The organism is Rhodococcus sp. 2G (assembly GCF_001886355.1).
Classification (GTDB): Bacteria; Actinomycetota; Actinomycetes; order Mycobacteriales; family Mycobacteriaceae; genus Rhodococcus; species Rhodococcus pyridinivorans.
The window spans coordinates 3,567,978-3,588,622 of record NZ_CP018063.1 but is presented as its reverse complement, the minus strand read 5'-3'; the positions used below and the strand labels follow the sequence as shown (position 1 = coordinate 3,588,622).

Annotated in this window: 19 protein-coding genes; 13 read left to right on the top strand and 6 right to left on the bottom strand. The window is 68.5% G+C overall.

Annotation, left to right across the window (positions count from 1 at the left end):
• Positions 1-168: 168 nt before the first annotated feature.
• From BO226_RS16730 to BO226_RS16700, 9 genes are all read left to right on the top strand, one after another.
• Positions 169-1,326: a glycosyltransferase family 4 protein gene (locus tag BO226_RS16730; RefSeq protein ID WP_071935752.1), complete on the top strand. Its 1,158-nt coding sequence runs from the start codon at positions 169-171 to the stop codon at positions 1,324-1,326.
• An 83-nt stretch (positions 1,327-1,409) separates the two neighbouring features.
• A complete protein-coding gene (locus BO226_RS27765; protein WP_019290926.1) occupies positions 1,410-1,571 on the top strand; it encodes a hypothetical protein in 162 nt (53 codons plus the stop codon).
• A 217-nt stretch (positions 1,572-1,788) separates the two neighbouring features.
• Entirely contained in the window at positions 1,789-2,115 is a 327-nt protein-coding gene (locus tag BO226_RS16725) for a SelT/SelW/SelH family protein (RefSeq protein ID WP_064851727.1), read from the top strand.
• A 108-nt stretch (positions 2,116-2,223) separates the two neighbouring features.
• Entirely contained in the window at positions 2,224-2,880 is a 657-nt protein-coding gene (locus BO226_RS16720; RefSeq protein ID WP_071935751.1) for a hypothetical protein, read from the top strand.
• A gap of 129 nt (positions 2,881-3,009) precedes the next feature.
• Positions 3,010-3,804, top strand: coding sequence for an N-acetyltransferase (locus BO226_RS16715; protein WP_071935750.1), 795 nt, complete (start codon positions 3,010-3,012; stop codon positions 3,802-3,804).
• 92 nt (positions 3,805-3,896) lie between these two features.
• On the top strand, positions 3,897-5,423 hold the full coding sequence (locus BO226_RS16710; protein ID WP_071935749.1) for a hypothetical protein: 1,527 nt from the start codon (positions 3,897-3,899) through the stop codon (positions 5,421-5,423).
• Positions 5,424-5,541: 118 nt separating this feature from the next.
• Positions 5,542-5,700: a hypothetical protein gene (locus BO226_RS27135; RefSeq protein WP_153811627.1), complete on the top strand. Its 159-nt coding sequence runs from the start codon at positions 5,542-5,544 to the stop codon at positions 5,698-5,700.
• Between the two features lie 73 nt (positions 5,701-5,773).
• Complete coding sequence (locus BO226_RS16705) at positions 5,774-6,421, top strand: phosphate signaling complex PhoU family protein (RefSeq protein WP_024102005.1); 648 nt, start codon at positions 5,774-5,776, stop codon at positions 6,419-6,421.
• A 42-nt stretch (positions 6,422-6,463) separates the two neighbouring features.
• Positions 6,464-7,663 (top strand): MalY/PatB family protein, encoded by a 1,200-nt coding sequence (locus BO226_RS16700; RefSeq protein ID WP_071935748.1) that lies wholly within the window; start codon positions 6,464-6,466, stop codon positions 7,661-7,663.
• Between the two features lie 16 nt (positions 7,664-7,679).
• Here the strand turns inward: BO226_RS16700 and BO226_RS16695 are convergent, their stop codons facing one another.
• Positions 7,680-8,801: a GH39 family glycosyl hydrolase gene (locus BO226_RS16695; protein ID WP_071935747.1), complete on the bottom strand. Its 1,122-nt coding sequence runs from the start codon at positions 8,799-8,801 to the stop codon at positions 7,680-7,682.
• A gap of 165 nt (positions 8,802-8,966) precedes the next feature.
• On the opposite strand from BO226_RS16695, the gene BO226_RS16690 reads away from it, so the two are divergent.
• Positions 8,967-10,049 (top strand): GNAT family N-acetyltransferase, encoded by a 1,083-nt coding sequence (locus BO226_RS16690; protein WP_071935746.1) that lies wholly within the window; start codon positions 8,967-8,969, stop codon positions 10,047-10,049.
• On the opposite strand, the gene BO226_RS16685 is transcribed toward BO226_RS16690, so the two are convergent.
• Genes BO226_RS16685 through BO226_RS16665 form a run of 5 tightly spaced genes read right to left on the bottom strand, consistent with a single transcriptional unit; the run spans position 10,050 to position 16,867 of the window.
• Positions 10,050-11,159 carry a cellulase family glycosylhydrolase gene (locus tag BO226_RS16685; protein WP_232237980.1) on the bottom strand — a complete coding sequence of 370 codons (1,110 nt, stop codon included), beginning with the start codon at positions 11,157-11,159 and terminating at the stop codon, positions 10,050-10,052.
• 7 nt (positions 11,160-11,166) lie between these two features.
• Positions 11,167-12,714 carry a flippase gene (locus BO226_RS16680; protein ID WP_228044681.1) on the bottom strand — a complete coding sequence of 516 codons (1,548 nt, stop codon included), beginning with the start codon at positions 12,712-12,714 and terminating at the stop codon, positions 11,167-11,169.
• A 12-nt stretch (positions 12,715-12,726) separates the two neighbouring features.
• Positions 12,727-13,809 carry a glycosyltransferase family 4 protein gene (locus BO226_RS16675; RefSeq protein ID WP_064256173.1) on the bottom strand — a complete coding sequence of 361 codons (1,083 nt, stop codon included), beginning with the start codon at positions 13,807-13,809 and terminating at the stop codon, positions 12,727-12,729.
• Positions 13,692-15,089, bottom strand: a complete 1,398-nt coding sequence (locus BO226_RS16670) for an O-antigen ligase family protein (protein ID WP_156895239.1) — start codon at positions 15,087-15,089, stop codon at positions 13,692-13,694. The genes BO226_RS16675 and BO226_RS16670 overlap by 118 nt, the downstream gene beginning before the upstream one ends.
• On the bottom strand, positions 15,086-16,867 hold the full coding sequence (locus BO226_RS16665; RefSeq protein ID WP_071935743.1) for an alpha/beta fold hydrolase: 1,782 nt from the start codon (positions 16,865-16,867) through the stop codon (positions 15,086-15,088). Before BO226_RS16665 ends, BO226_RS16670 begins: the two co-directional genes overlap by 4 nt.
• Before the next feature lie 177 nt (positions 16,868-17,044).
• On the opposite strand from BO226_RS16665, the gene BO226_RS16660 reads away from it, so the two are divergent.
• The 3 genes from BO226_RS16660 (at position 17,045) to BO226_RS16650 (ending at position 20,594) form a co-directional block, all read left to right on the top strand.
• Positions 17,045-18,160, top strand: a complete 1,116-nt coding sequence (locus tag BO226_RS16660; protein WP_071935742.1) for a glycosyltransferase — start codon at positions 17,045-17,047, stop codon at positions 18,158-18,160.
• 357 nt (positions 18,161-18,517) lie between these two features.
• Complete coding sequence (locus BO226_RS16655; RefSeq protein ID WP_071935741.1) at positions 18,518-20,038, top strand: sugar transferase; 1,521 nt, start codon at positions 18,518-18,520, stop codon at positions 20,036-20,038.
• Positions 20,039-20,135: 97 nt separating this feature from the next.
• Positions 20,136-20,594: a DUF6098 family protein gene (locus BO226_RS16650; protein ID WP_071935740.1), complete on the top strand. Its 459-nt coding sequence runs from the start codon at positions 20,136-20,138 to the stop codon at positions 20,592-20,594.
• The last annotated feature ends 51 nt before the right edge of the window (positions 20,595-20,645 follow it).

Here is a 20,645-nt window from a genome sequence, read left to right as displayed (position 1 = left end):
CGTATTGCGTCCGATCACGAGAATATTGCAGACGCGGCGACAATTCGGTGTGACGTTGCGCTGTTGTAACGGAACGACGGCCGGCCTCGATTTCAGCCGACGACTCGAATCGGACGAATCAGGAGGCGCCGTGGCGGAAGCAGCGAGGGATCGGACGGTTGCGGCGCCGTGAGCGATCCGCTGTTGTTCGTCGCGCACACCGGTGAGCGGTCGGGTGCCGAGAAGGTCATGCTGATGCTCGTCGACGTCGCTCTCGCGCAGGGGCGTCGGGTCGTGGTGGCGTGCCCTGACGGGCCGCTCGCCGAAGCCCTCCCGGCCGGATGCGTCCGTGTCCGGTTGCCCCGGCTGGGCATGTGGGGTCAGAGGGGAGTCGGGCGGATCGCGGGCCTGGCGGGTCTTCCGGTGCGGTGGCTGGTGGGAGCGCGCAGGCTCCGTCGCGTGCTCTCCGCGGAGCGGCCGCGGGTCGTGTGCAACTCGTTGTTCGCATTGCCGTCCCTGCGGCTCGCCGTGCTCGGCACGTCCCACCGTGAACGTGCCGGGTGGCTGGTGCACGACACTCTGTCCTCCCGTAAGCAGCGCATCGTCGCCCGGATGGGCAGGGGTGCCGTGGGTGGAGCGGTCGCCGTCTCGCGGGCCTCGGCCGTGCCGGTCCGTGAATGCGGATATCCGGTGGTCGTCGCACCGCACGGCGTCCCGATCCCGCCTGTTTCGTCCCGGTCGACATCTCCCGATGCCTCGACTCCCGATGCCTCGACTCCCGATGCCTCGACTCCCGATGCCTCGACCGTGCGGGTGGGCATCCTCGCGTCGGTGACGGAATGGAAGGGACACCGCGTCCTTCTCGAGGCGGTGGCCGAGGTGCCCGGGATCCGTCTCGATGTGGCGGGGGAACCGTTCCCCGGCGACGAAGCCTTCCTCGACGAACTGCGGCGTCGCGCACACGCCCCCGACCTGCGCGGACGAGTGTCGTTCCTGGGGCGGGTCGATCCCGCCGAGGTCTTCGCGGTGTGGGACGTGATGGTCTCCGCGAGCACCTCGCCGGAGGCGGGGCCGCTGGTCGCACTGGAGGCGATGGCGCACGGTGTGCCCGTCGTCGGCACCGATCACGGAGGGACCGCCGAGCACCTGGCCGACGGCGCGGGACTGCTCGTTCCACCCGGCGATGCGAAGGCTCTGGCAGAGGCGTTGCGGCGACTGATGTCCGATCCCGACTTGCGGAACGACCTCGCCGTCACCGCACATCGCCGGGTGGAGGAGCGCCACGACATCGAAGTCACGTTGCCGGCCATGGTGAACGCCTTGTGGGCGACGGGCGTCACATCGTGAGGCGGCCTCGAGTATTGCTTTTGCAACCATGTTGTGATCGCCGATGTTTGGTGTTCCCGGCGGATTCGCGCACACTGTGAGCCATGTGGGTGTGGATCGCATCGGCGCTGGCGGCGTGGCTGGGCCTCTCGGCTCTCGGCGCGCTCGCGGTCGGTCGGTTCCTGTTCGTCTCCGAGAGGGAGGAACAACTCGTCGAGATGCAGCGGGAGCAGCGCGATCCTGCGAATCCTCCCGTCGCTTCCTGACACGCCGGACGTCCGCCTGCGCGATACTCGCGAGTAACAATTTCTCGTGTCTAGACTCGGTTCCGCGTCGTCCTCCTGTCCCCCATGTGAGGACGGCCGCACGGGTCGGTAACCCCCCATCACCGGTCCGTGCAGAAGCCCCGGCCGATCCACCACCACGATTGCCGGGGCTTCACCTATTCCCGGGCCTGTTTCCGGCGGAGATATCCTGTCGCTCATGACCGAGCAGGCTCCCCGCGTCGCGATCACCTATTGCACGCAGTGCAAGTGGCTGCTGCGCGCCGGATGGATGGCGCAGGAAATGCTGAATACCTTCGGTACCGCTCTCGGCGAGGTCGCGCTCGTTCCCGGGACGGGGGGAGTGTTCCGCATCGTTGTCGACGACACGGTCGTGTGGGACCGCAAGGAGGACAAGGGCTTTCCCGAGATCGTCGTGCTCAAACGGCGAGTGCGTGATCTCGTGGAGCCGGATCGTGATCTCGGGCATGTGGATCGGGCCGCCCGGGCCGATGCCCCACCTCGTCGCGACAGCAACGACATCTAACGGTAACGTTCTCGTATATGTGCCCGCGTTCTACGCGCGTCGGGCACGGTCGACGGCGTGCCGCTCACGAAAGTGGTCGCCGACATCGAAATACGGGGAGGAAAATCGATGAATTCTGTTGCGAAGAAGGCTGCAGTCGCGGCCTCCGGTGCCGCACTGCTGGCACTGGTCGTTCCGGGCGTCTCGTCCGCTGCGGGTCCGAGCGTCTCGGCGAAGGCGGAGAACGGCGCCATCGTCGTCGACTTCGATCTGACGCGCGCCGACGTCGACCGCGGCGTCACCTGCGTCACCTACGTCCTGAAGCCGGGCACCGTCGACACGGCCGATCCGTCGGGCCGCATCGACGCGCAGCCCGCCGGCACGAGCTTCTCGGTGACCAACACGAGCACCTCGAGCGCGCTGTACATCAAGGACGGCGCACCCTCGCAGGCCGGCCCGGAGTCGATCACCGACGGCACCTACAACGTCTTCTGGGGCTGCCAGGACGCCTCGGGTGCGCAGTACGAGAACATCTTCGACGCGTCCGGTCGCCCCTTCACCGGTGGCATCTCCGTGACGGTCGGCGACGGCGGGTCCGCACCGCAGGGCGAGTCGGCTCCGCAGGCACAGTCCGCGCCGCAGGCCGAGTCCGCGCCCGCACCGCAGGGCCAGGCCGCGCCCCAGGCCGACAATGTTCCGCCGGCCCCCCAGTCGCAGCCGGAGCCGGTCGACCCGCTCCAGTTCGCGATCAAGTTCCTGCGCGACTTGATCGGCGCCTACCTCTGATCGGAGTCCACACTCCGATCCGCACGTGACGGCATCGGCGGCACCCATCGGGTGCCGCCGATGCCGTTTTCGTGCCGACCCTGTAGGTGTGGTCCGGGGTCGATTTCTGTGGCAGTGGAAGGAGAAGGGGTGGACGCCGCCTCGATCGCGACGGTTCTCGCATCGCCGCTGCAACTGCGACGTGCGTACGGCGCGAGCATGCGGCCGCTGACGTCCGGGGGCCACTGGTCCGAGGGTGACGGCTGGTGGATCGGCATCACCGCAGCCCCCGACCCCGACTACAACCTCGCGCTCGTCCACGGCGGCGACGTGACCGCTCACGCCCAGCATGTCTACGAGACGCTGACGGAGGCCGGTCACCCGTCGATCGTCCTGCTCGCCGGGGACGGCCTCGGCGCCGCCCAGGTTCTCGCCGACCACGGCTGGGTGTGTGCAGGTTCGCTGGACCTGACCTACCTCGTCGCCCACGACGCTCCGATCGATCCGGGCCTCCGGGTTCTCGGCGAGGACGACATGGTGCATGCCCGCGAACTCGCCGCCGCGACCTTCGGGATCGCCCCGGGGACCGCCGCGGTCGCCTACGCCGACGTCGTCGCCCGCACCACCGGCGTCGAGGTGATCGGGATCTTCGACGACGCGGATGCGGACGACGGGGCTGCAGCTCTGCAGTCCTGCACCCTGCTCGTCGACAGCGGACCGATCCGGACGGTGTGGTCGCTCGGCACCCGCACCGGCCGGCAACGTCGCGGATACGCGAACCGGCTGATCCGGGCCGGCGCCGCCCACACCCACACGCAGCGCGGCCCGGTCGCGATGTGCGGACTCACCAGGCCGCGTGTCACCCCGCTCTATCTCGCGGCCGGAGCGCGCGTCGCCGAGACCTGGCAGATGTGGTCCCGTCCGCGCTGGCTGCTCGGCAGCTGACGGACGTTCGGGTCGGTAACATTTGCCCGATTCGTCGCGACACACTGGCGACGTGCCCACTCCCCGGGGCGACAGCGAAAGGCCTGTGCATCGTGTCCGAACGAAGCATCCGCGACGCCGAACTGCGTCGTGAGCTCGGTGTTCCTCCCACCGTCGATCTTGTGGGGCATGCCCGCGATCTCGCTCGCGTGGCCGTGCCCGCCGCACTCGTCGCCGCGCTCGCCGCGGTCGCGGTCTTCTTCGTCCGTGACAGCGGCCCTGGGGTGTACGAGTCGTCGCTCGTCGCGGAGATCCGCTCGTCGGCATCCGTGTCCGGCAACGACGCGACCCTCGGGCAGCTCATCGCTCCCTATGTCGCGCTGTCGCAGGACTCGGCGGTCGTGGCCGCGATCGCAGCCGAGACGAACGAGGACCCCGCGAAGCTGCCGTCGAGGATCGACGTCGGCTACGGCTCGTCGCCCACCCTGCTCACCGTGACCGCCCGCGACGACTCGCAGGCCGACGCCGACCGCCTCGCGCAGACGGTCGTCACGCAGCTCGACCGCGCGCAGACCGAACGCAATCGCGTCGCCCTCGACGCGCGCATCGCCGAGCTGGACGCGGTCGTCGCCGGTCTGCGTGCCGACCTCGCCGCGAGTATCGCCACCGACGAGGAGGGCGTAGCCGATCCGGTGGTGCAGGCCGAACTCGATGCGCGGCTCGAGCAGCTCCGGCAGGCACGCTCGGGTGCGAGCCTCGAATACCTTCAGGTGCTGTCGATGCCCGCCGGTACCGGGACGAAGGTGTCCCCGATGCCGCGCGCCGAGGCCGCGGTCGCCTTTCTCGCCGTGTTCGTCCTCGTTGCCGAGTTGCTGGTCGCGCTGAACGGACGCTTCGGAGCGTCGAACAGCCCGGCCTGGGCCCGGCGGGTCGCGCGCCGCCACCGGACAGCTGTGCAGATCGAGCGCGACGATCGGGAGACGCTTCCTCTCGACACGATCGTCATGCTCGGACAGCGCGCTTCGCTCGGCGACCACATCCTCCTCCTCACCGGCGAGGGCGTGACCGTCGAGACCGACGCCTTCGGCGATGCCCGCGACCGGATCGTGTGCTGCGGAGTCGGGGAACAGTGGTGGATCCGCGCGAAGACCGAGGGGCTCGCGCTCGCCGTGATCGTGCTGCAGGCCGGGGCCGAGGAGCGAGCGCAGGCGGAGGACACACTGCGTGCCCTGGCCGAGATCGAGGTGCCCACGCGTCTCGTCCTGCTCGGTGCAGGACGCGAGTTGGTGCCCGTGCTTCCGGCCCGGCGCCGCGAAACGGCCGTGGAGGCGGCTCCCGAGCCCCCTGCTCCCGTCCCGGCCGCCGCACCTCAGCCCGCACCTGCACCTGCACCTGCACCTGCACCTGCACCTGCGGCGCCTGCACCGCGACCGGTGCCCGACGACCGTCACCGGGTTCCGCAGCCGGTGCCGTCGCAACCCGAGTCGCTGTTCGTCCCGCCCCAGGATTCGGCCTACCGGCAGTACCGCTACGACGAGGGGCACGACTACGGATACGCCGACCGACAGAGCTACCGGGACGGGCACGCTCATCCCGAGCAGAACGGTTACGGCGAATCTCGGGAGACGTCGCGCTACTGACCGTGTTCCCGCCCGAGTTGAAGCTTCGCGCCGACAGACTATAGTGATGGCGGTCACTCCAGGGGATGGGTTTGGCCTGCGCAGCCGAGCACATCGGCGTCACGACGAGGAAAATGATTTGTCTATCTGCATTGCCGGCACACCGCAGCACAGCACCGCGACGCCGGGAAGCACCGAATGGATCAAGGCTCATCTCGCCCGCATGGACGACGGTGCGGGCTCCGCATCGCCCTCCGAGGACGTCGCCACCGAGAGTGTCGTCGACGCGCGCCGTTAGGCTCATCTCCAGGACTGCACAGAGGACCAGCCGGGTACACGTGCCGTGAACCGGGCGACGGAGGGAGCGAGACATGAGGGAGTTGTTCCGAGGACAGCTCGACGACCTGGTCGAACGTCTCGGTGAGCTCGCTGCGGTCGCAGCCGAAGGGCTCGACCTGGCCACTCGCGCCCTGTTCGACACCGATCTCGACGCAGCCCAGGCCGCCCTCGATCTCGATGCACGGATCGCCGAACTCGACACCGACTGTGCCGAGCGAGCGGTGCGGATCCTCGCCCTGCAGGGTCCCGTGGCCGCCGACCTGCGGTTGGTCTTCTCCGCGGTTCGTATCACGGGCGATCTCACCAGGATGGGCGAACTGAGCCTGCACATCGCGCGGGTCGTACGGCGTCGCCATCCCGAGTCGCTGGTGTACGACCTCCTGCGCGACGATCTTCGCCGGATGGCCGAACTCGCCGCGCAGATCGTCGCGATCCTGCGCGACGCGTTCACCGACTTCGACCTCGAGACGATCAAGGGCACACACGCCATCGAGACCGAACTCGATGCGGTGCACTCGCGACTGCTCACCCTGCTCGAGAGCCCCGAATGGGACGGCGACATCCGGACCGCGGTCGACACCGCACTCCTCGCGCGTTTCTACGGGCGGTTCGGCGACCAGGCCGTCGACGTCGCCGATCGGTTGATCTTCTTCGTCACGGGCCAACGACCGGCTGCCTGACTTCGCCGCGCGCACTGCCGCGAACCGTGCGATTCTCTCACCATGACCCGCGACGAGCGCCTCTCGGTCGGCGGTCCTGGGGTGCCCGGGTTCGACGACCTCGACTTCGATGCTCTGTCGGTGCGGTCCGGTGCCAAGTGGGCACGGGCGGCCGCCGACGGGCTGGCCCCCGCCTGGGTCGCCGACATGGATTTCCCGGTCGCACCGCCGATCGCGCGTGCGCTGCACGAGCTGGTCGACCGTAGCGATCTCGGCTATCCCGACTGGTTCCACGGGACGCCGCTGCGCGAGGAGTTCGCACAGCGCATGCGAACGCGCTACGGATGGGAACCCGATCCCGGAGCCGTGCGCGAGCAGACGGATCTCATCCAGGCGTTGCAGCTCGTGTTGCACCTGAGCACCACGCGCGGCGATGCGGTGGCGATCCAGACACCGAACTACCCGCCGTTCCTCGCGTCAGTGCGACGGATGGGTCTGCAGCAGATCGACTTTCCGTTCGTCGACCGGGGCGACGGGTGGGTGCTCGACTTCGATGTGTTCGAGCTGTTGGCGGCGCGTCGTCGTCCGCGGGTGCTGGTGCTCGTCAACCCGCACAACCCCACCGGACGGGTGCTCACGCGTGAGGAACTCGAGCGGATCGCCGATCTCGCCGAACGGCTCGACATGCTCGTCGTCAGCGACGAGATCCATGCCGAACTGATCTACGAACCGCACCGGCATATCCCGTTCGCTTCGCTCGGGCCGGAGACCGCTGCCCGCACGGTGACTCTCACCTCCGCCAGCAAGGCGTTCAATCTCGCGGGGATGCGGTGCGCGGTGGTGCACTACGGCTCCGAGGCCCTGTTGAAGCGCCGGGACGCGGAGCCGTTCGACCTGTACGGGACGGTCTCGGTGCCGGGCGTGGTCGCGATGCTCGCCGCGTGGCGCGAGGGCGGTGCATGGCAGCGCGACCTGCTGCAGGTCCTCGACCGGAACCGTCGACGGGTGGACGAGGTTCTGCGCGAACGGATTCCGGATCTGCGGCACCACCTGCCGCAGGGTACCTACCTGACGTGGTTGAACACCGGGCCGCTCGGCATCGACGATCCGGTGTCGACCGTCCGCGATCGGGGACGTGTCCTCGCCGACGGTGGGGTGCGGTTCGGGTCGGGCGCACGCAACTTCCTGCGCATCAACTTCGCGACGTCGGGGCCGATCCTCGATCGCATCCTCGACGGGATCACCGACGCGCTCGGTGCCTGATCGTCAGCACACCCCGTCACCACACCGCGTCGGCCGGGGTGTTCGTGGACTCGAGTGTGTCGTTCGCGGCCGCGCATCCGGAGGTCGCCGAAGCGACCACGGCGCGTGAGGGCTTGGCCGAGAAGTTCTGGTAGAGCAGCCCGAAGTTCTGCTCGACGTCGGCCTGGTTCGTCCCGCGGTCGCGCATCGAGTAGACGAAAACCTTCTGTACCCAGCCGAGCCGGCGGGCCTCTGCGATACCGTCGGCGATGATGTCGGCCTGCCGTTGCGTGCTCACCGCGTTCGCGGCGGTGCCGGTCGGGGCGCCGAACTCGGTGGCCCACACCGGTGTCGCGGCGTCGCCGTACTGCACCATGGTGTCGCGCATCAGACGCATGCGGTAGAAGGTGTTCCAGCTCTGCGTGCTCACATCGGACGGCAGTGCCGGATAACTGTAGGGGTGGACGGAGAGGATGTCGAAGTACTGGTGCGCCCCGCGCGCGTAGAGCTGCTGCACGTAGGTGACGGGGGAGATGTCGGAACCGTTGTCCACCGCCGGTGCGAGTCCGCCGTTGAGGATCCGGGCATTCGGTTGCACGGACTTGACGGCCGGAGCGGCCGCGACGAGCAACTCGACGTACTTGCCGACGTCGGGACGGGGACGGAAGAAGTTCGTCAGGTTCGGTTCGTTCCAGATCTCCCAGTGCGTCACGCGGGTCGAATAGCGCTGTGCTGCCTGCCGGGCGAAACCGGCGAAGGCTGCCGGGTCGGCGGGGTATCCGTGAGTGTCGCCGCCGCCCGCGACGCGCGCCCAGGCCGGGGTGTACGCGATGATGCCGACCACCTCGAGTCCGCGGGCCCGAGCACGATCCACCACACGGTCGGGCACCGACCAGTTCTGTTGTCCGCGGTTCGGTTCGATCACCGACCAGTCGATGTCCACGCGCAGCCACCGGGCGCCGACCGCCCGGATCGTGTCGAGTTCGCGGTCGAGTTCGGAGTCCGGCAGATACATCAGCGGTGCGCCGGCGGCGATGCCGATGTCGTCGGTCGCGCAGGTGGTCGGCGGAGGGGGTTGGGGCGGTGGAGCGCACGCTGCGAGTGCGGCGAGGGTGCACGAGAGGGCTGTGGCCAGTGCAACGTGTGCGAGACGACCCATCGACTCTCCTGATGTACCATTCGGACAATTCAGGCATCGGTCGTAACGTCGCGCCGCCGACCTGCGATTCTTGCGGTGGAGCGAGCGGCAGACCGACGCCGCGAATTCACTGTAACGAGCAGGAGGCCGGAAGATGCGGGATTCGTGGACCGAAGGTTCCGGTGCATGCGCACCGTGAATTTCGAGATCCACGACGAAACATCCGCAGTCCGGCTCTCCGCGGAATGGGACGATCTCGCCCAGGAGGTGGGTCGGCGCGTCGCGACCCGCCCCTCCTACCTACTGGCCTGGAATCGGATGGGGCGCGGCCGATCGGCCGTGTGCACCGTCCGGCGCGACGGGTGCCTCGTCGGACTCGCGCCCCTGCACGCCCGCACCCGTCTCGGGGTCACCGCTCTACGACTCCCGGCTCACGGCCTCGCCACGATAGGAACCTTCCTCGCGACCGACGAGGCCGCGCTCGCCGACCTGCTCGACGGCATCGCCGATCGGAACATGGCACTGCAACTCGACCACGTCGATCTCACCGACCCTCTCGTCGAGATGCTGCATGCCTCGCCTCGCTGGAGCATCGACATCGCCGGAACCGAGCGGTGCCTGACTGTCGATGTCGCCACCGGTGCCGGCGCCGAATCGCTGCGTGGTCGACGCACACTGAGAACACTGTCCCGGCTCGAACGCTCGCTGGAACGCGAAGGCACCCCGGTCTCCGTCGAAGTGGTGCGCGATCCGGACCATCTCGCGCAGAGGTGGCGCGATATCACCGCGGTCGCCGCGGCCGCCGACGCACACAGCGGGCGCGACAACTTCTGTGCGCCGCCGTTCACCGCGTTCACCCGGCCGCTGCTCGACGCCGAGGCCCGCGCCGGCCGGCTGCTCATCGTGGGCCTGCTCGTCGGTGACCGATGGGCGGCACACGAGATCATGTTCCGCACCGGGACCACGGCCGAGATGTGGTTGAGCCGCTTCCATCCCGAGGTACGCCGCTACCAGCCCGGCCAGTTGCTGCAGCGCCACCTCGCCGACCGCCACGACGAGCTGGGCATCGACCGCTTCGACTATCTGCTCGGCACATCGGAATTCAAGGAGCAGTGGTCGAACGGTGACTACCGGGTGGGGCGGATCGTCGCCGTTCCCACCTCGCGACCGCACCACCGATGGACCCTCCGCGCCGCGGATCTCGGAGCCGACCTCGTCCGTCCCCTGCGCCTGGCGGCGCGCGATGCTCTCACGTCGAATCGCTGCTGATCAGAGGCAACCGGGAGTGACCGCGGCCGTGCGCAGCACGTCCCAGGCCGGCTTGGGCGACCCGTCGTGTGTGAGGACCCCGAAGTTCTGTTCGCGATCGGCCACCTCGGTGCCCCGGTCGAGGAGGCTGTAGACGAACAGCTTGTCGACGAAGCCCAACGCGCGTTGCTCGGTGATCCCGTCGCGCAGGATGTCGGCCTGCTCCGTGGGCCCGACCGCGTCGGTGTCCGTGCCCGTCGGTGCCCCGAACTCCGTTGCCCAGATGGGCTTGTCGGAATCCCCGTGCTCGACCATGACGGTGCGCATCTCGCGCATGCGGTAGAAGGAGTTCCAGTCGGAGGTCGAGGCGTCGGACGGGAGAGCGGGATAGCTGTAGGGATGCATGCCCACCACGTCGAAGGCCGGCGACACGCCCTGATCGTACAACTCGGTGAGGAAGGTCGTCGGGGCGATGTCGGAGCCGTTGTCGGTGCCGGGGGACAGGCCTCCGGTGATCACCACCGCCCCGGGGTCGACGTTGCGGATCGCCTCCGACGCCGCCACGAGCAGGTCGGCGTACGCGCCGACGTCGGGTTGCGGGGTGAAGAAGGCCGTCAGGTTCGGCTCGTTCCAGATCTCCCAGTGCGTGACACTGTCCGAGTAGCGATCGGCGACGTCGCCTGCGAAGCGCCCGAAGTCGCCGGGGTCGGCAGGCATCCCGTGCGGATCGCCGGGGTCGGCCTCCGACGTCCGCGCCCAGTGCGGAGTGTGGGTGAGCAGGCCCAGCACCTGCAGGTCGTGCGCGTCGGCCGCGGCGACGACCCGGTCGGTGCCCCTCCAGTCGAAGCGTCCGCGCGCGGGTTCGATGATCGACCAGTCCATGTCGAACCGGATCCAGCCGGCGCCGCTGTCGGCGACCTTCGACATGTACGCGTCGAGGTCGTCGGCGTCGAGGGAATCGAGACCGGCTCCCGTCGCGACCCCGAGACTGTCGGCGGTCAGATCTGTTCGGCAGTCGCGTGCCTCGGTGCTCTGGGTACACGACAGAGCGAACACACCGACAAGGGTGAGAACGGCGCGGAGCGGCATGGACCGCGACACGCGACGCGGCATCGACCGCGAAAGGGACACTGCAACCTCAACGGGACTTGACGAGACCGGCGAGGCCGAGCCCGCCGGTGATGGGAAGGACATGGGTTCCGGCCAGAACACAGACAGCCGAGAGGACAGCGGTGACGGGCCAGGGAAGATCGTAGCGTTCCGCGAAGAGCGACATCCACACGGCCACCGAAACACCCAGCATCGCGATCGCCATGGTCTGGGTGAAGGGGAACAGACCCCTGATCCGGACGCTCCGGACCACCACGATCCAGATCGCGACGAGCATCGCAGCCTCGGTGAGCACCGTCGCCAGCGCCGCCCCGTCGAACGACATGCGGGGGATGAGGACGAGGTTCGCACCGATGTTCCCGGCGAGCGCGGCCAGTGCCACCCACGGGTAGACGCGGTGGCGTCCGGTCGCGATGAGCACCATGAGACCGAGTTCGGTGAGCATCGACAGAGCGCTGCCGAGCACCAGCATGCGCGAGGCGCCGGCCGCCTCGGCGAACCGCTCGCCGTAGAGGAGGGACAGCACGCCGTCCGCCGACGACCAGAAGGCCGCGGTAGCGGTCGCGCCCAGCACCGCGAGGAGCATCGCCGCCTCCCGCGTGCGCTGCCGGAACATCTCGCTCTGCGCCGGCCAGGTGGCGACCAGCAGCGTGGTCACCGGACCCACGACGGTCGACGACACCATCGACAGCAGATCGGCGAACTTGTATCCGACGGTGTAGAGACCTACCGAGTCGAAAGTGTCCATCCGCCCGAGCATCAGCACGTCGATCTTCGACAGCAGGGTGAGCAGAGCGAAACCGATGCTGAGGGGGACGGCCTCGACGAGCATCTCGCGCCACCGCCACAACTGGGCACGTGCGGCGGGCAGGGGACCGGCCTTGCCCGCTCGCACGCCGCGCACGAGGATGCCTGCGCCGACGACCTCGTTGATCACGGCCGGCACGACGAGCACGAGCAGCACCGGATTCCACAGCACCGCGGCGATAGTGGCGATCAGCTGCGCGAGCTGGCCGAAGGTCTCGGCGACCGCGACCGATGCCATGCGTAGTCGACTCTGGTACATCACCGACAGGGCGTTGTTGGGCGTCGCGATCACCACGACGAGACCGGCGATCACCGTCGCCCAGACGACATCGGACGAGTATCCGAGCAGCAGCACGTACCCGATGGCCAGCGCGTACCCGAGCAGACCGAGCACACCGCGCAACGCGATGAACGCGGTGGTGACGTAGGAGACCTCCCACGGATTGCACTCGACGAGCTTGGCGAGCACCACTCGGCCCACGCCGAGATCGGTGACGACGGACAGCAACCCGAGCAGGCCGAAGACGAAGGAGAACTTGCCGAAGTCGTCCGGTGCCAACGCGCGGGCGACGATCATCGAACCGGCCCAGCCCATCGAGGCGACGGCCAACCGGCTGCCGAGCATCACGACGGTGTTGCGTCGCGCGGCCCGCCCGTCGAGCTCCGGGGTCTGCGGTTCGTGGAGAGTACCGCCGGGGTCGTGCGCCGCGACGATCCGCTCCATCACGACGGTTTCGGCCATCCGGTCGGCCAGCGAATGTCTACCCACGCGACGGCCTCGTCAGATTCTCAGGCCCGCAGAGCGGTAGGCATCGCGCGTGAGCTCGGCGGTGCGCGTCCATGTCGAGGTCGCGGCGACCTCGCGTCCACGGGTACGCAGCGCATCCGCGGTATCGCGGTCGTGGACGACGACGCGCAGGGCCGCGGTCCACGAGGTCACGGTGTGTTCGGTGACGAGCAGCGCTCCGTCGTCGACGACGTCGGGCAGTGCACCGACAGCGCTCGTCACCACCGCCCCACCACACGCCATCGCCTCGAGCGGCGGTAACCCGAAACCCTCGTAGCGTGAGGCGTATGCGACGGCGGTCGCTGCGGCGTACAGCGCGGGAAGGTGTGCGGTGGGAACGTAACCGAGACCGATCGAACCGGCCGGTGCGTCGGGTCCGGTGGATCCGGCTCCGGCGAGCACCAGCGGGACGTCGAGGATACGGCACGCGTCGGCGACGAGCGCGACGTCCTTGCGGGGTTCGACGGTGCCGACCTGCAGGACGAACCGTTCGGCCAGCCCGTAGACCCGGCGGATGTCCCGCACCTCCTCGGGAGTGGGAGGTTTCGCCCACGCCGCGGGGGCGAGCGGGGTGACCGCCGCGTCGCGGCCGCACAGCGCGTGGAGACGTTCGGCGGTGAAGTTCGAGACCGCGACGAGCACGTCGGCCCGTCGCATGGCATCGCGCAGCAGCGCGCGCTCACCGGCGGCGCGGTACTTGCTGAACGCCCACGGGGTGTCGAAGACGGCGAGATCGTGGAACGTCGAGACGGTGACACCGGAACACAGGACGGGCAGGTCGACGTCGAGGCTGTGGAACAGGTCGACCCCGCGGACGGGCATCTTGGCGTACAGCATCCGCCGCACCCCGTCGGCGACCGGTCGTACCGACGGGGTCACGCGAGGGGGCAGTTCACCCACGGCATCGCACTGCACCGTCGCGCGCAGCGCAGCCGAGGGGAACAACGGGTCGAGCGCGGTCAGCAGCTCGCGGACGTAGGTCTGGACTCCACTGCCGGACGGACGGAGTGCGAGGGCGCCGAATCCGATTCGGTGAGCGAGCTTCGGTGAGGTGACCAGTGTTGCGTCAGTGCGCATCCGACAGTTCCTAACAGTAGCCAGAAATAGACGTCGAGAGGGAAGATCTCGAGATAGGTCGCCACGGTGGAGGCGACCGCCGCCGCGACGATCGTGCCGCTCACCCCGAGTGCGAGTGCGGCGTCCTGCCCGCTCAGCACCCGGGATGCACGCAGCGTCGAGACCGCGGCGCACACGAGTACGAGGACGAACAGCCACACGCCGATCGGGCCGAGTTCCACGGCGAGCTTCATGTAGTAGTTGTCGGGCTGATAGGGCATGAACCCGAACTGCACGGCCGCCGTGTACGACAGTTCCGACAGCATCGGGTTGCTCTGGGCCACCGTGTCGGCGGCAGCCGAGCCGGTCGCGCCGAGACCCTGACCGAAGGGGTGCACCCACAGCGACGACAGGGTCTGCGACCACCCGTCCCCGCGCTCACCGAGGCTCGACGAGGAGAACAGTGGAGCGAGAATCGAACTCGGCACGGCGAAGAGGACGAGCGGTGCGAGCGCCGCGGTGGCGCCGAAACCGAGGAGCAGGGTGCGGTAGCGGTGGACCGCCAGCCACAACAATGCGACGGCGAGACCGATGTAGCTGGCGCGCACGATCGTCACACCCATGCCCAGCACCATGATCGGTGTCGCGCACAGGAACAGTCTGTTGCGGAGCCGGTGCGGATCGGCGAAGGAGACCGAGCACCCCACGATCAGTCCGATCATCACGAACAGGCCGAAGGCGAAGGGTGTCGTGAACGTGCTGAAACTGCGCAGGATTCCGCCGCTGATGCGCAGATGCTCGTCCCAGCGGTAGCCGAGTTCGGCGAGTCGCTCACCGCCGATCACCTGTTGCGCGAGTCCGATGACGGCGGTGACGGCCGTCGTGCCCATGAGGATCGTCACCAGGTGGTCGCGGTCGCGGGCGTCGAACGGTGCACGCCACAGGATCACCGGGATGACGAGGTAGAAGTAGGTAATCTTGATGGCGATGATGCCGGCGAGCCCCGAGACGAGCAACGCCGACAGGACTCCGATTGCCACCCATGCGACCACGGCCGGCCACCACGGATAGGACGGTGCCGGCAGCCGCCGTCGGTAGGGGCTGACGAAGGTCGCGGCGAGGGTGAGGAGCAGCAGCCCCTCCTTCCACGGCGACAGTGATTCACCGCCGGGGACGATCGCGAGCAGGCCGTGGAACGGCGTGAGCGCGGCGATCGCCAGCAACCCGCGTTGGGGTCGCCGCCAGAGCAACACACCCAGCACGAGCACGACCGGAACGGCGAGCATCAGCACAGGAGTCATGAGACGTACTCGTCTGCAGCGGGATCCGCGGTGCGGGACCCGAAACGGGAGAGCACGGTCGAGGTGACCGCCGTGCGGAGGAACTCGCGCCCGTCCCGCTGCCGACCGCTGTGCTCACCGACCTCGCTGGTGAGGATGTCCCCGGTGAAGCCCCGTCGGCGCAGGCGGCGAAGTCCTTCTTCTCCGCGCTGGGTCAGGAACCACCGGTGGTCCTCGGCGGACAGCACGACCGTGGTCGACACACCCGCGCGACGCAGTGCCTCCAACCCGACCTCGGGAACCTGGGTCACGCCGATTCGGCCCAGCAGCAGCCACAATGGATAGGGCAGGTACTTCTGCGCCCACGGTTTGATGCGGGCTCGCAGGGAGATCGTCTGCGGTTCCGCCGGGGCTGCGATCGCCGGAACATCGGGTGCGTTCGGACCGAGATCTGCGCGCAACGACTTCCGGCGGTGGGTGCACCACAGGATCACGTTCACGAGCACGGCGGAGTGTGCTGCACCCCGGAGGGCGACCCACGACGAGTACCACGCACCCGAACACAGGCCGATCACCACGAGGTCCTGCGGATCGATGCCGAGGGCGGCGACAGCATCGAGGGCGTCGCGGTCGGAGTCGTCGGAGTACAGCGGCGTGGGCGTCGCCCCGTGTGCCGTGCCGGTATCGCCGACCCCGGTCCGGTCGAACCGGATAGTGGAGATGCCGTGCGCGGCGAACTCGCGTGCGAGCTCGACCCAGAGACGACTCGGGCCGAGTCGGTGCTCGTAGGCGGTGCCGAAGAACAACACCGTCGGGGTGGACCGGCGCGGGGCGCCGAACCTGCCGGTGTCGAACCCCTCGGTGGCGAAACCCTCGGTGTCGAACCATTCGGGGGCGACCCCGTGCGTGCGCAGCGCGAACATCTCGTTCGGGCCGAGATATTCGACGCTCTCGTGGATCGGGAGCCCGGAGTCGGTGGTCGCGACGACCGCGCGGCCGCACTCGGGGAAGTGGACCTCGCGGGTGGCAGCCGGCGCGCCCGCAACTACCCAATCGGCGATCCGGGTGAGCTGCTCGATCGGGATCGCGGAGTGGAGTGTGCTGGGGGTGACGAAGGATTCGTGGGCGTCGAGGGAGAGCTCGTCACCGCCGAGTGCGGTGGCGAGCGCCGACACCGCGGCGGTCTCGCGGGCTGTGGGTCGGGTCGCGAGCAGGGTTCGTGTGCCGTTCAGCGACCTCGGATCGATCTTCAGGGCGCCGAGCGCGTCGGCAGCTTCGGGGGCGAGAACCCCGCCGACGATCGAAACCCGGGGGTCTTCGGGATCGTCGGCGCCGAGGGCGAGACGGTAGAGGGCGCGTTGTTCGCGCAACATCGCTCGGCCCGAGACGATCGGATCCCACAGCACGACGGCGTCGGCCGGTCCGCACTCGGGCAGTGCCGTCGCCGCGATCAGTGCGCCGGCGCGCAGTCCGACGACGGTGATGTGCTCGGCGCCGCTCGCGCGGGCCGTCTCCACTGCGGTGACGACGCTGCGCTGCCATGCCGCGACCGCGTCGGGCGAATCCTGATCGCCGGCCGAGTCTCCGGTGCCCGTGTAGTCGAAGCGCACTGCCGCCAGTCCCCGCTCGGCGAGTTGCTCGGCGAGAGCCTTGACGCCTCGATAGGTGTCGAGGTGTTCCTTGCCGAGGGGTGGGCACAGCACCACCGCGCCGCGCGCGCGGCGGTCGGCGGGAAGGTGGACGTGCCCGAGGATCGGGGACGCAGGGTCGCCGAACCACGACGCGTGTCGCACATCCACTCCGTGACCTCCACTGTCGAGGGGGTGAAAGAGGGGGTGATTTCCCGCCCCGTCTCGGACCCTGAATCTTCTTGCCGTTCGGACGCATTCGTATCGAGGGATTGTGCCGACCCGTTACCTCTCGGCGTCGGCAGGGTCATAAAGTACCCTCCCGATCGGCTCGGGGTCTTCGGAGGGATGGCTGTGCCTGGAATCTTGGTGCACGAATGGATCGCACGCGACGGAGGTTCGGAGAAGGTTCTCGACGAGTTCGTCCGCACCTTTCCCGACGCCGACGTCCTGTGCCTGTGGGACGACGCCGACCGGTATCCGGGGCGGACGGTGCACGAGAGCGGTCTGGCACGCACACCTCTGCGTAGGAGCAAGGCGCTGGCGTTGTCGGCCATGCCGTACGTCTGGCGTCGCCGACCCGGTTCGTACGACTTCGCCCTGGTCAGCTCGCATTGTTTCGCCCACCACGTGACCTTCCGGGGCGCACCGAGCGGGTTCGAGAAGTTCGTCTACGTACACACTCCGGCGCGCTACCTGTGGAATCCGGAACTCGACGATCGGGGTGCCTCGCTCGCGGTGCGGTGCGCGGCACCTCCGTTGCGTGCCCTCGATCGGCGTCGCGCGCGGGAGGGTGCACACTTCGCCGCGAACAGCGATTTCGTGCGTCGTCGCATCGAGCGGGCCTGGGATGTCGAGGCGCGTGTGATCTTCCCTCCCGTCGAGACGGCCCGCATCTCGTCGGTGCCCGACTGGCGTGACGAACTGTCCGCCGCCGAATCCGCCCTGCTGGAGGGGCTTCCGGAGACCTTCGTGCTGGGGGCGTCGAGGTTCGTGCCGTACAAGCGACTGGATTGGGTGATCCGGGCAGCCGACCTCGCCGGGGTGCCGGCGGTGATCGCGGGTTCGGGGCCGGAGGAGGGCCGGCTGCGGCAGCTCGCCGACGAGGCGACGGTGCCGGTCCACGTGCTCGCTCGGCCGTCGGACGCCCTGCTCTACGCGCTCTACCAGCAGGCCCACGTCTACGTCTTTCCTGCGGTGGAGGACTTCGGGATCATGCCCGTCGAGGCACGTGCGGCAGGGGCGCGTGTGGTCGTCAACGCGCTCGGAGGTGCTGGTGAGACGGTTGCCGAGGGGGTCGACGGGTTGTGTTTCCGCGAGGACAGGGTGGAGGCGGTCGCCGAGTGCATCGCCGCGATCGACGGTGTGCCGAAGGGCCGTAACGAGGCCGTCGCCGCGCTGTCCTCGGAGAACTTCCAGCAGCACATCCGCGACTGGGTCGGGGAGGGGATCGGAACGGCGTGACTCACATCATACTACCGACGAGTAGGCGAACTCTTGTCGCCGGTTCGTCTCTGTTGTACCTTTCTCCCGGGTCGGGGGCCTGCTGATGGGGTTCGATGGGGGATCGTCATGGCTCACTGCCGCCGGCCGAGCTACGTTCGTCGCCGCTTCATGAATGTGTTCTTTGCTGAAGTAACTACGCGCACAAGTAATTCGAGTTACGCGTAGCTTCTTCGCTTCAGGGTGGAATCACCCGCGTCACTGTGATCCGTTGCACTGAAACAGGATTCGCGTTCCTTCGATAAAACGGACATAATCACCGAATCGTTCATCTGGCTGTCGGGGCCACTTCGCGTGGAGTAGGCAAGCAGGAGAAGTATGGGGATCGGACCCGAGTTGGCGCGCCGCAACGCGCCGACCCACGACACGAGCGACGGTCACGGAAGTGTCCCGCGCAGACAATGGCAGCGCACCTATCTCCGGTCGCTGGCGATCACCGACACGACGATCGTCGTCACGACCGTCGTCCTGGCGCAGGGGGCCGGGACGATGATCGGTGGACCGGTCGACCCGGGGTCCTCGGTGACCCGGGGACTCGCCTCGGCGATCGTGGTGGCCGGCCTGTGGCTTGCGATTCTGGCGCTCAACGGAACTCGCAAGAAGCCGATCGTGGGCAGCGGCGAGGAGGAGTACCGGCTCGTCACGAGGGCGACCCTGCAGACCTTCGGTCTGCTCGCGATCGCCTCGTTCCTCGTCGACTCGTTCGCCACCGACCTCGACACGATCCGGGTCTACGTGTTGCTGGCCATGCCGGTCGGCCTGGTCGTTCTACCGCTCGGACGCCGATGGTGCCGTCGTTCGATCGAACGCCGGCGTGTGCGGGGCGAGTTCCGGACCTCGGTGCTCGTCGTCGGCTCCGAACGCGCGGTGGATGCGATGGTCGGATCGTTCGTCCGCGACACCTCGGCCGGATACCGCGTCGTCGGTGTGTGCACCACCGGGTACACGGGGGAGGGCGGGCGCACCATCACCGTCGCCGGACAGGAGATCCCGGTACTCGGTGCGGAAACCGACGTGATCAACGCCGTCAAGCTCTCCGGCGCCGACACCGTCGCGATCGCTGCCGGAACGCACTGGGGGAACGGTGATATCGGCGAGCTCGCATGGGAACTCGAGCCGTATCGCGTCGATCTCGTGGTGGCTCCCGGCGTCACCGACATCGCCCTGCCGCGACTGTCGATGCATCCCGTGGGTGGGTTGCCGTTCGTGCACGTCGAGGAGCCGCAGTACCGCGGGTCGCATCGGATCGCCAAGACGACCTTCGACCTCGTGTGCGCGGTCCTCGCCCTCACGATCGCGGCGCCGGTCATGCTTGTGGTCGCCGCGCTGATCAAACTCCAGGACGGCGGTCCGGTCTTCTATCGGCAGGAACGCGTCGGCCTGGGCGGCACCGTCTTCCGGATGTGGAAGTTCCGATCGATGGTCGTCGATGCCGACCGGATGGTCGATACGGTCCGCGCGCAGACCGGTCAGGAGGACGCGACCTTCTACAAGTCCGCCCGCGACCCGCGGATCACGCCGGTGGGACGGTTCATCCGCCGCACCAGCATCGACGAACTGCCACAGCTGTTCAACGTCCTCGCCCGCGACATGAGTCTCGTGGGGCCGCGTCCCCTCGCGGTGGGTGAGGGCGAGAAGATCCCGGGCTTCGTTCCGCGCCGCATCCTGGTGCGACCCGGCATGACGGGATTGTGGCAGGTCTCCGGGCGATCCGACCTGTCCGAAGCCGACCGCATCCGCCTCGATCTGTTCTATGTGGCGAACTGGTCGATGGTGCAGGATCTGCTCATCGTCGTGAAGACGGTGCGCGCGGTGCTCGCGAGCGACGGCGCCTACTGACCCGACCGCGCCGACCCGACCGCGGTGCGGGGTTTCGCGGCAGGGGAGCGGGGAACTCTTCGAATTCGTCCTGGAGTATCGGCAGGAGGAGGAGAAGGTGAGCACGTCCGTCCGAAGTTTCCAACCCGACCCCGACGACATCCCGCTGATCACCTCGCTCGACCAGCTCGCCGATCTGGCGACGGATCCGATGCTCTACCTGCGGTATTCGAAGGGGCCGGCGGCGGACGCCGAGGACGGGCCGAGCCGCGATCGCGAGGCGAACGTGACCCTGCCCGGGCTCGTCGCCACCACCCTCGCTCCGGAGCCGTGGTGGCGTCGGCCCGTCAAGGACTGGGTCGCCCGCCGTGTCTGCACGTGCACCGGGTTCGGCGAGGAGGACGGTCGGTTCGTCTGGATCCTCACGGGCAGGATGGTCGGGCGCGGTCCCGGCCACGAGCTGCTACTCGTCGACGTCCGGCCCCATGCCCGCCTGAGCAAGGGTGTGCTCGACGAGGCGAAGAGGTGGTACGAGGAGCACTTCGACGTCGACGGTGATTCGCACAGGAGCGACTGAAAACCGTTCGCGCAGAACGCAGGAAGCCCACCCCGGCATGCCGCGGGTTGG

Bases quoted from the DNA above. Each gene is read 5' to 3' on its own strand.
- BO226_RS27765 (WP_019290926.1), top strand. From the start codon at position 1,410: ATGTGGGTGTGGATCGCATCGGCGCTGGCGGCGTGGCTGGGCCTCTCG.
- BO226_RS16725 (WP_064851727.1), top strand. From the start codon at position 1,789: ATGACCGAGCAGGCTCCCCGCGTCGCGATCACCTATTGCACGCAGTGC.
- BO226_RS16720 (WP_071935751.1), top strand. From the start codon at position 2,224: ATGAATTCTGTTGCGAAGAAGGCTGCAGTCGCGGCCTCCGGTGCCGCA.
- BO226_RS16705 (WP_024102005.1), top strand. From the start codon at position 5,774: ATGAGGGAGTTGTTCCGAGGACAGCTCGACGACCTGGTCGAACGTCTC.
- BO226_RS16700 (WP_071935748.1), top strand. From the start codon at position 6,464: ATGACCCGCGACGAGCGCCTCTCGGTCGGCGGTCCTGGGGTGCCCGGG.
- BO226_RS16695 (WP_071935747.1), bottom strand. From the start codon at position 8,801: ATGGGTCGTCTCGCACACGTTGCACTGGCCACAGCCCTCTCGTGCACC.
- BO226_RS16690 (WP_071935746.1), top strand. From the start codon at position 8,967: ATGCGCACCGTGAATTTCGAGATCCACGACGAAACATCCGCAGTCCGG.
- BO226_RS16675 (WP_064256173.1), bottom strand. From the start codon at position 13,809: ATGCGCACTGACGCAACACTGGTCACCTCACCGAAGCTCGCTCACCGA.
- BO226_RS16670 (WP_156895239.1), bottom strand. From the start codon at position 15,089: ATGACTCCTGTGCTGATGCTCGCCGTTCCGGTCGTGCTCGTGCTGGGT.
- BO226_RS16660 (WP_071935742.1), top strand. From the start codon at position 17,045: ATGGCTGTGCCTGGAATCTTGGTGCACGAATGGATCGCACGCGACGGA.
- BO226_RS16655 (WP_071935741.1), top strand. From the start codon at position 18,518: ATGGGGATCGGACCCGAGTTGGCGCGCCGCAACGCGCCGACCCACGAC.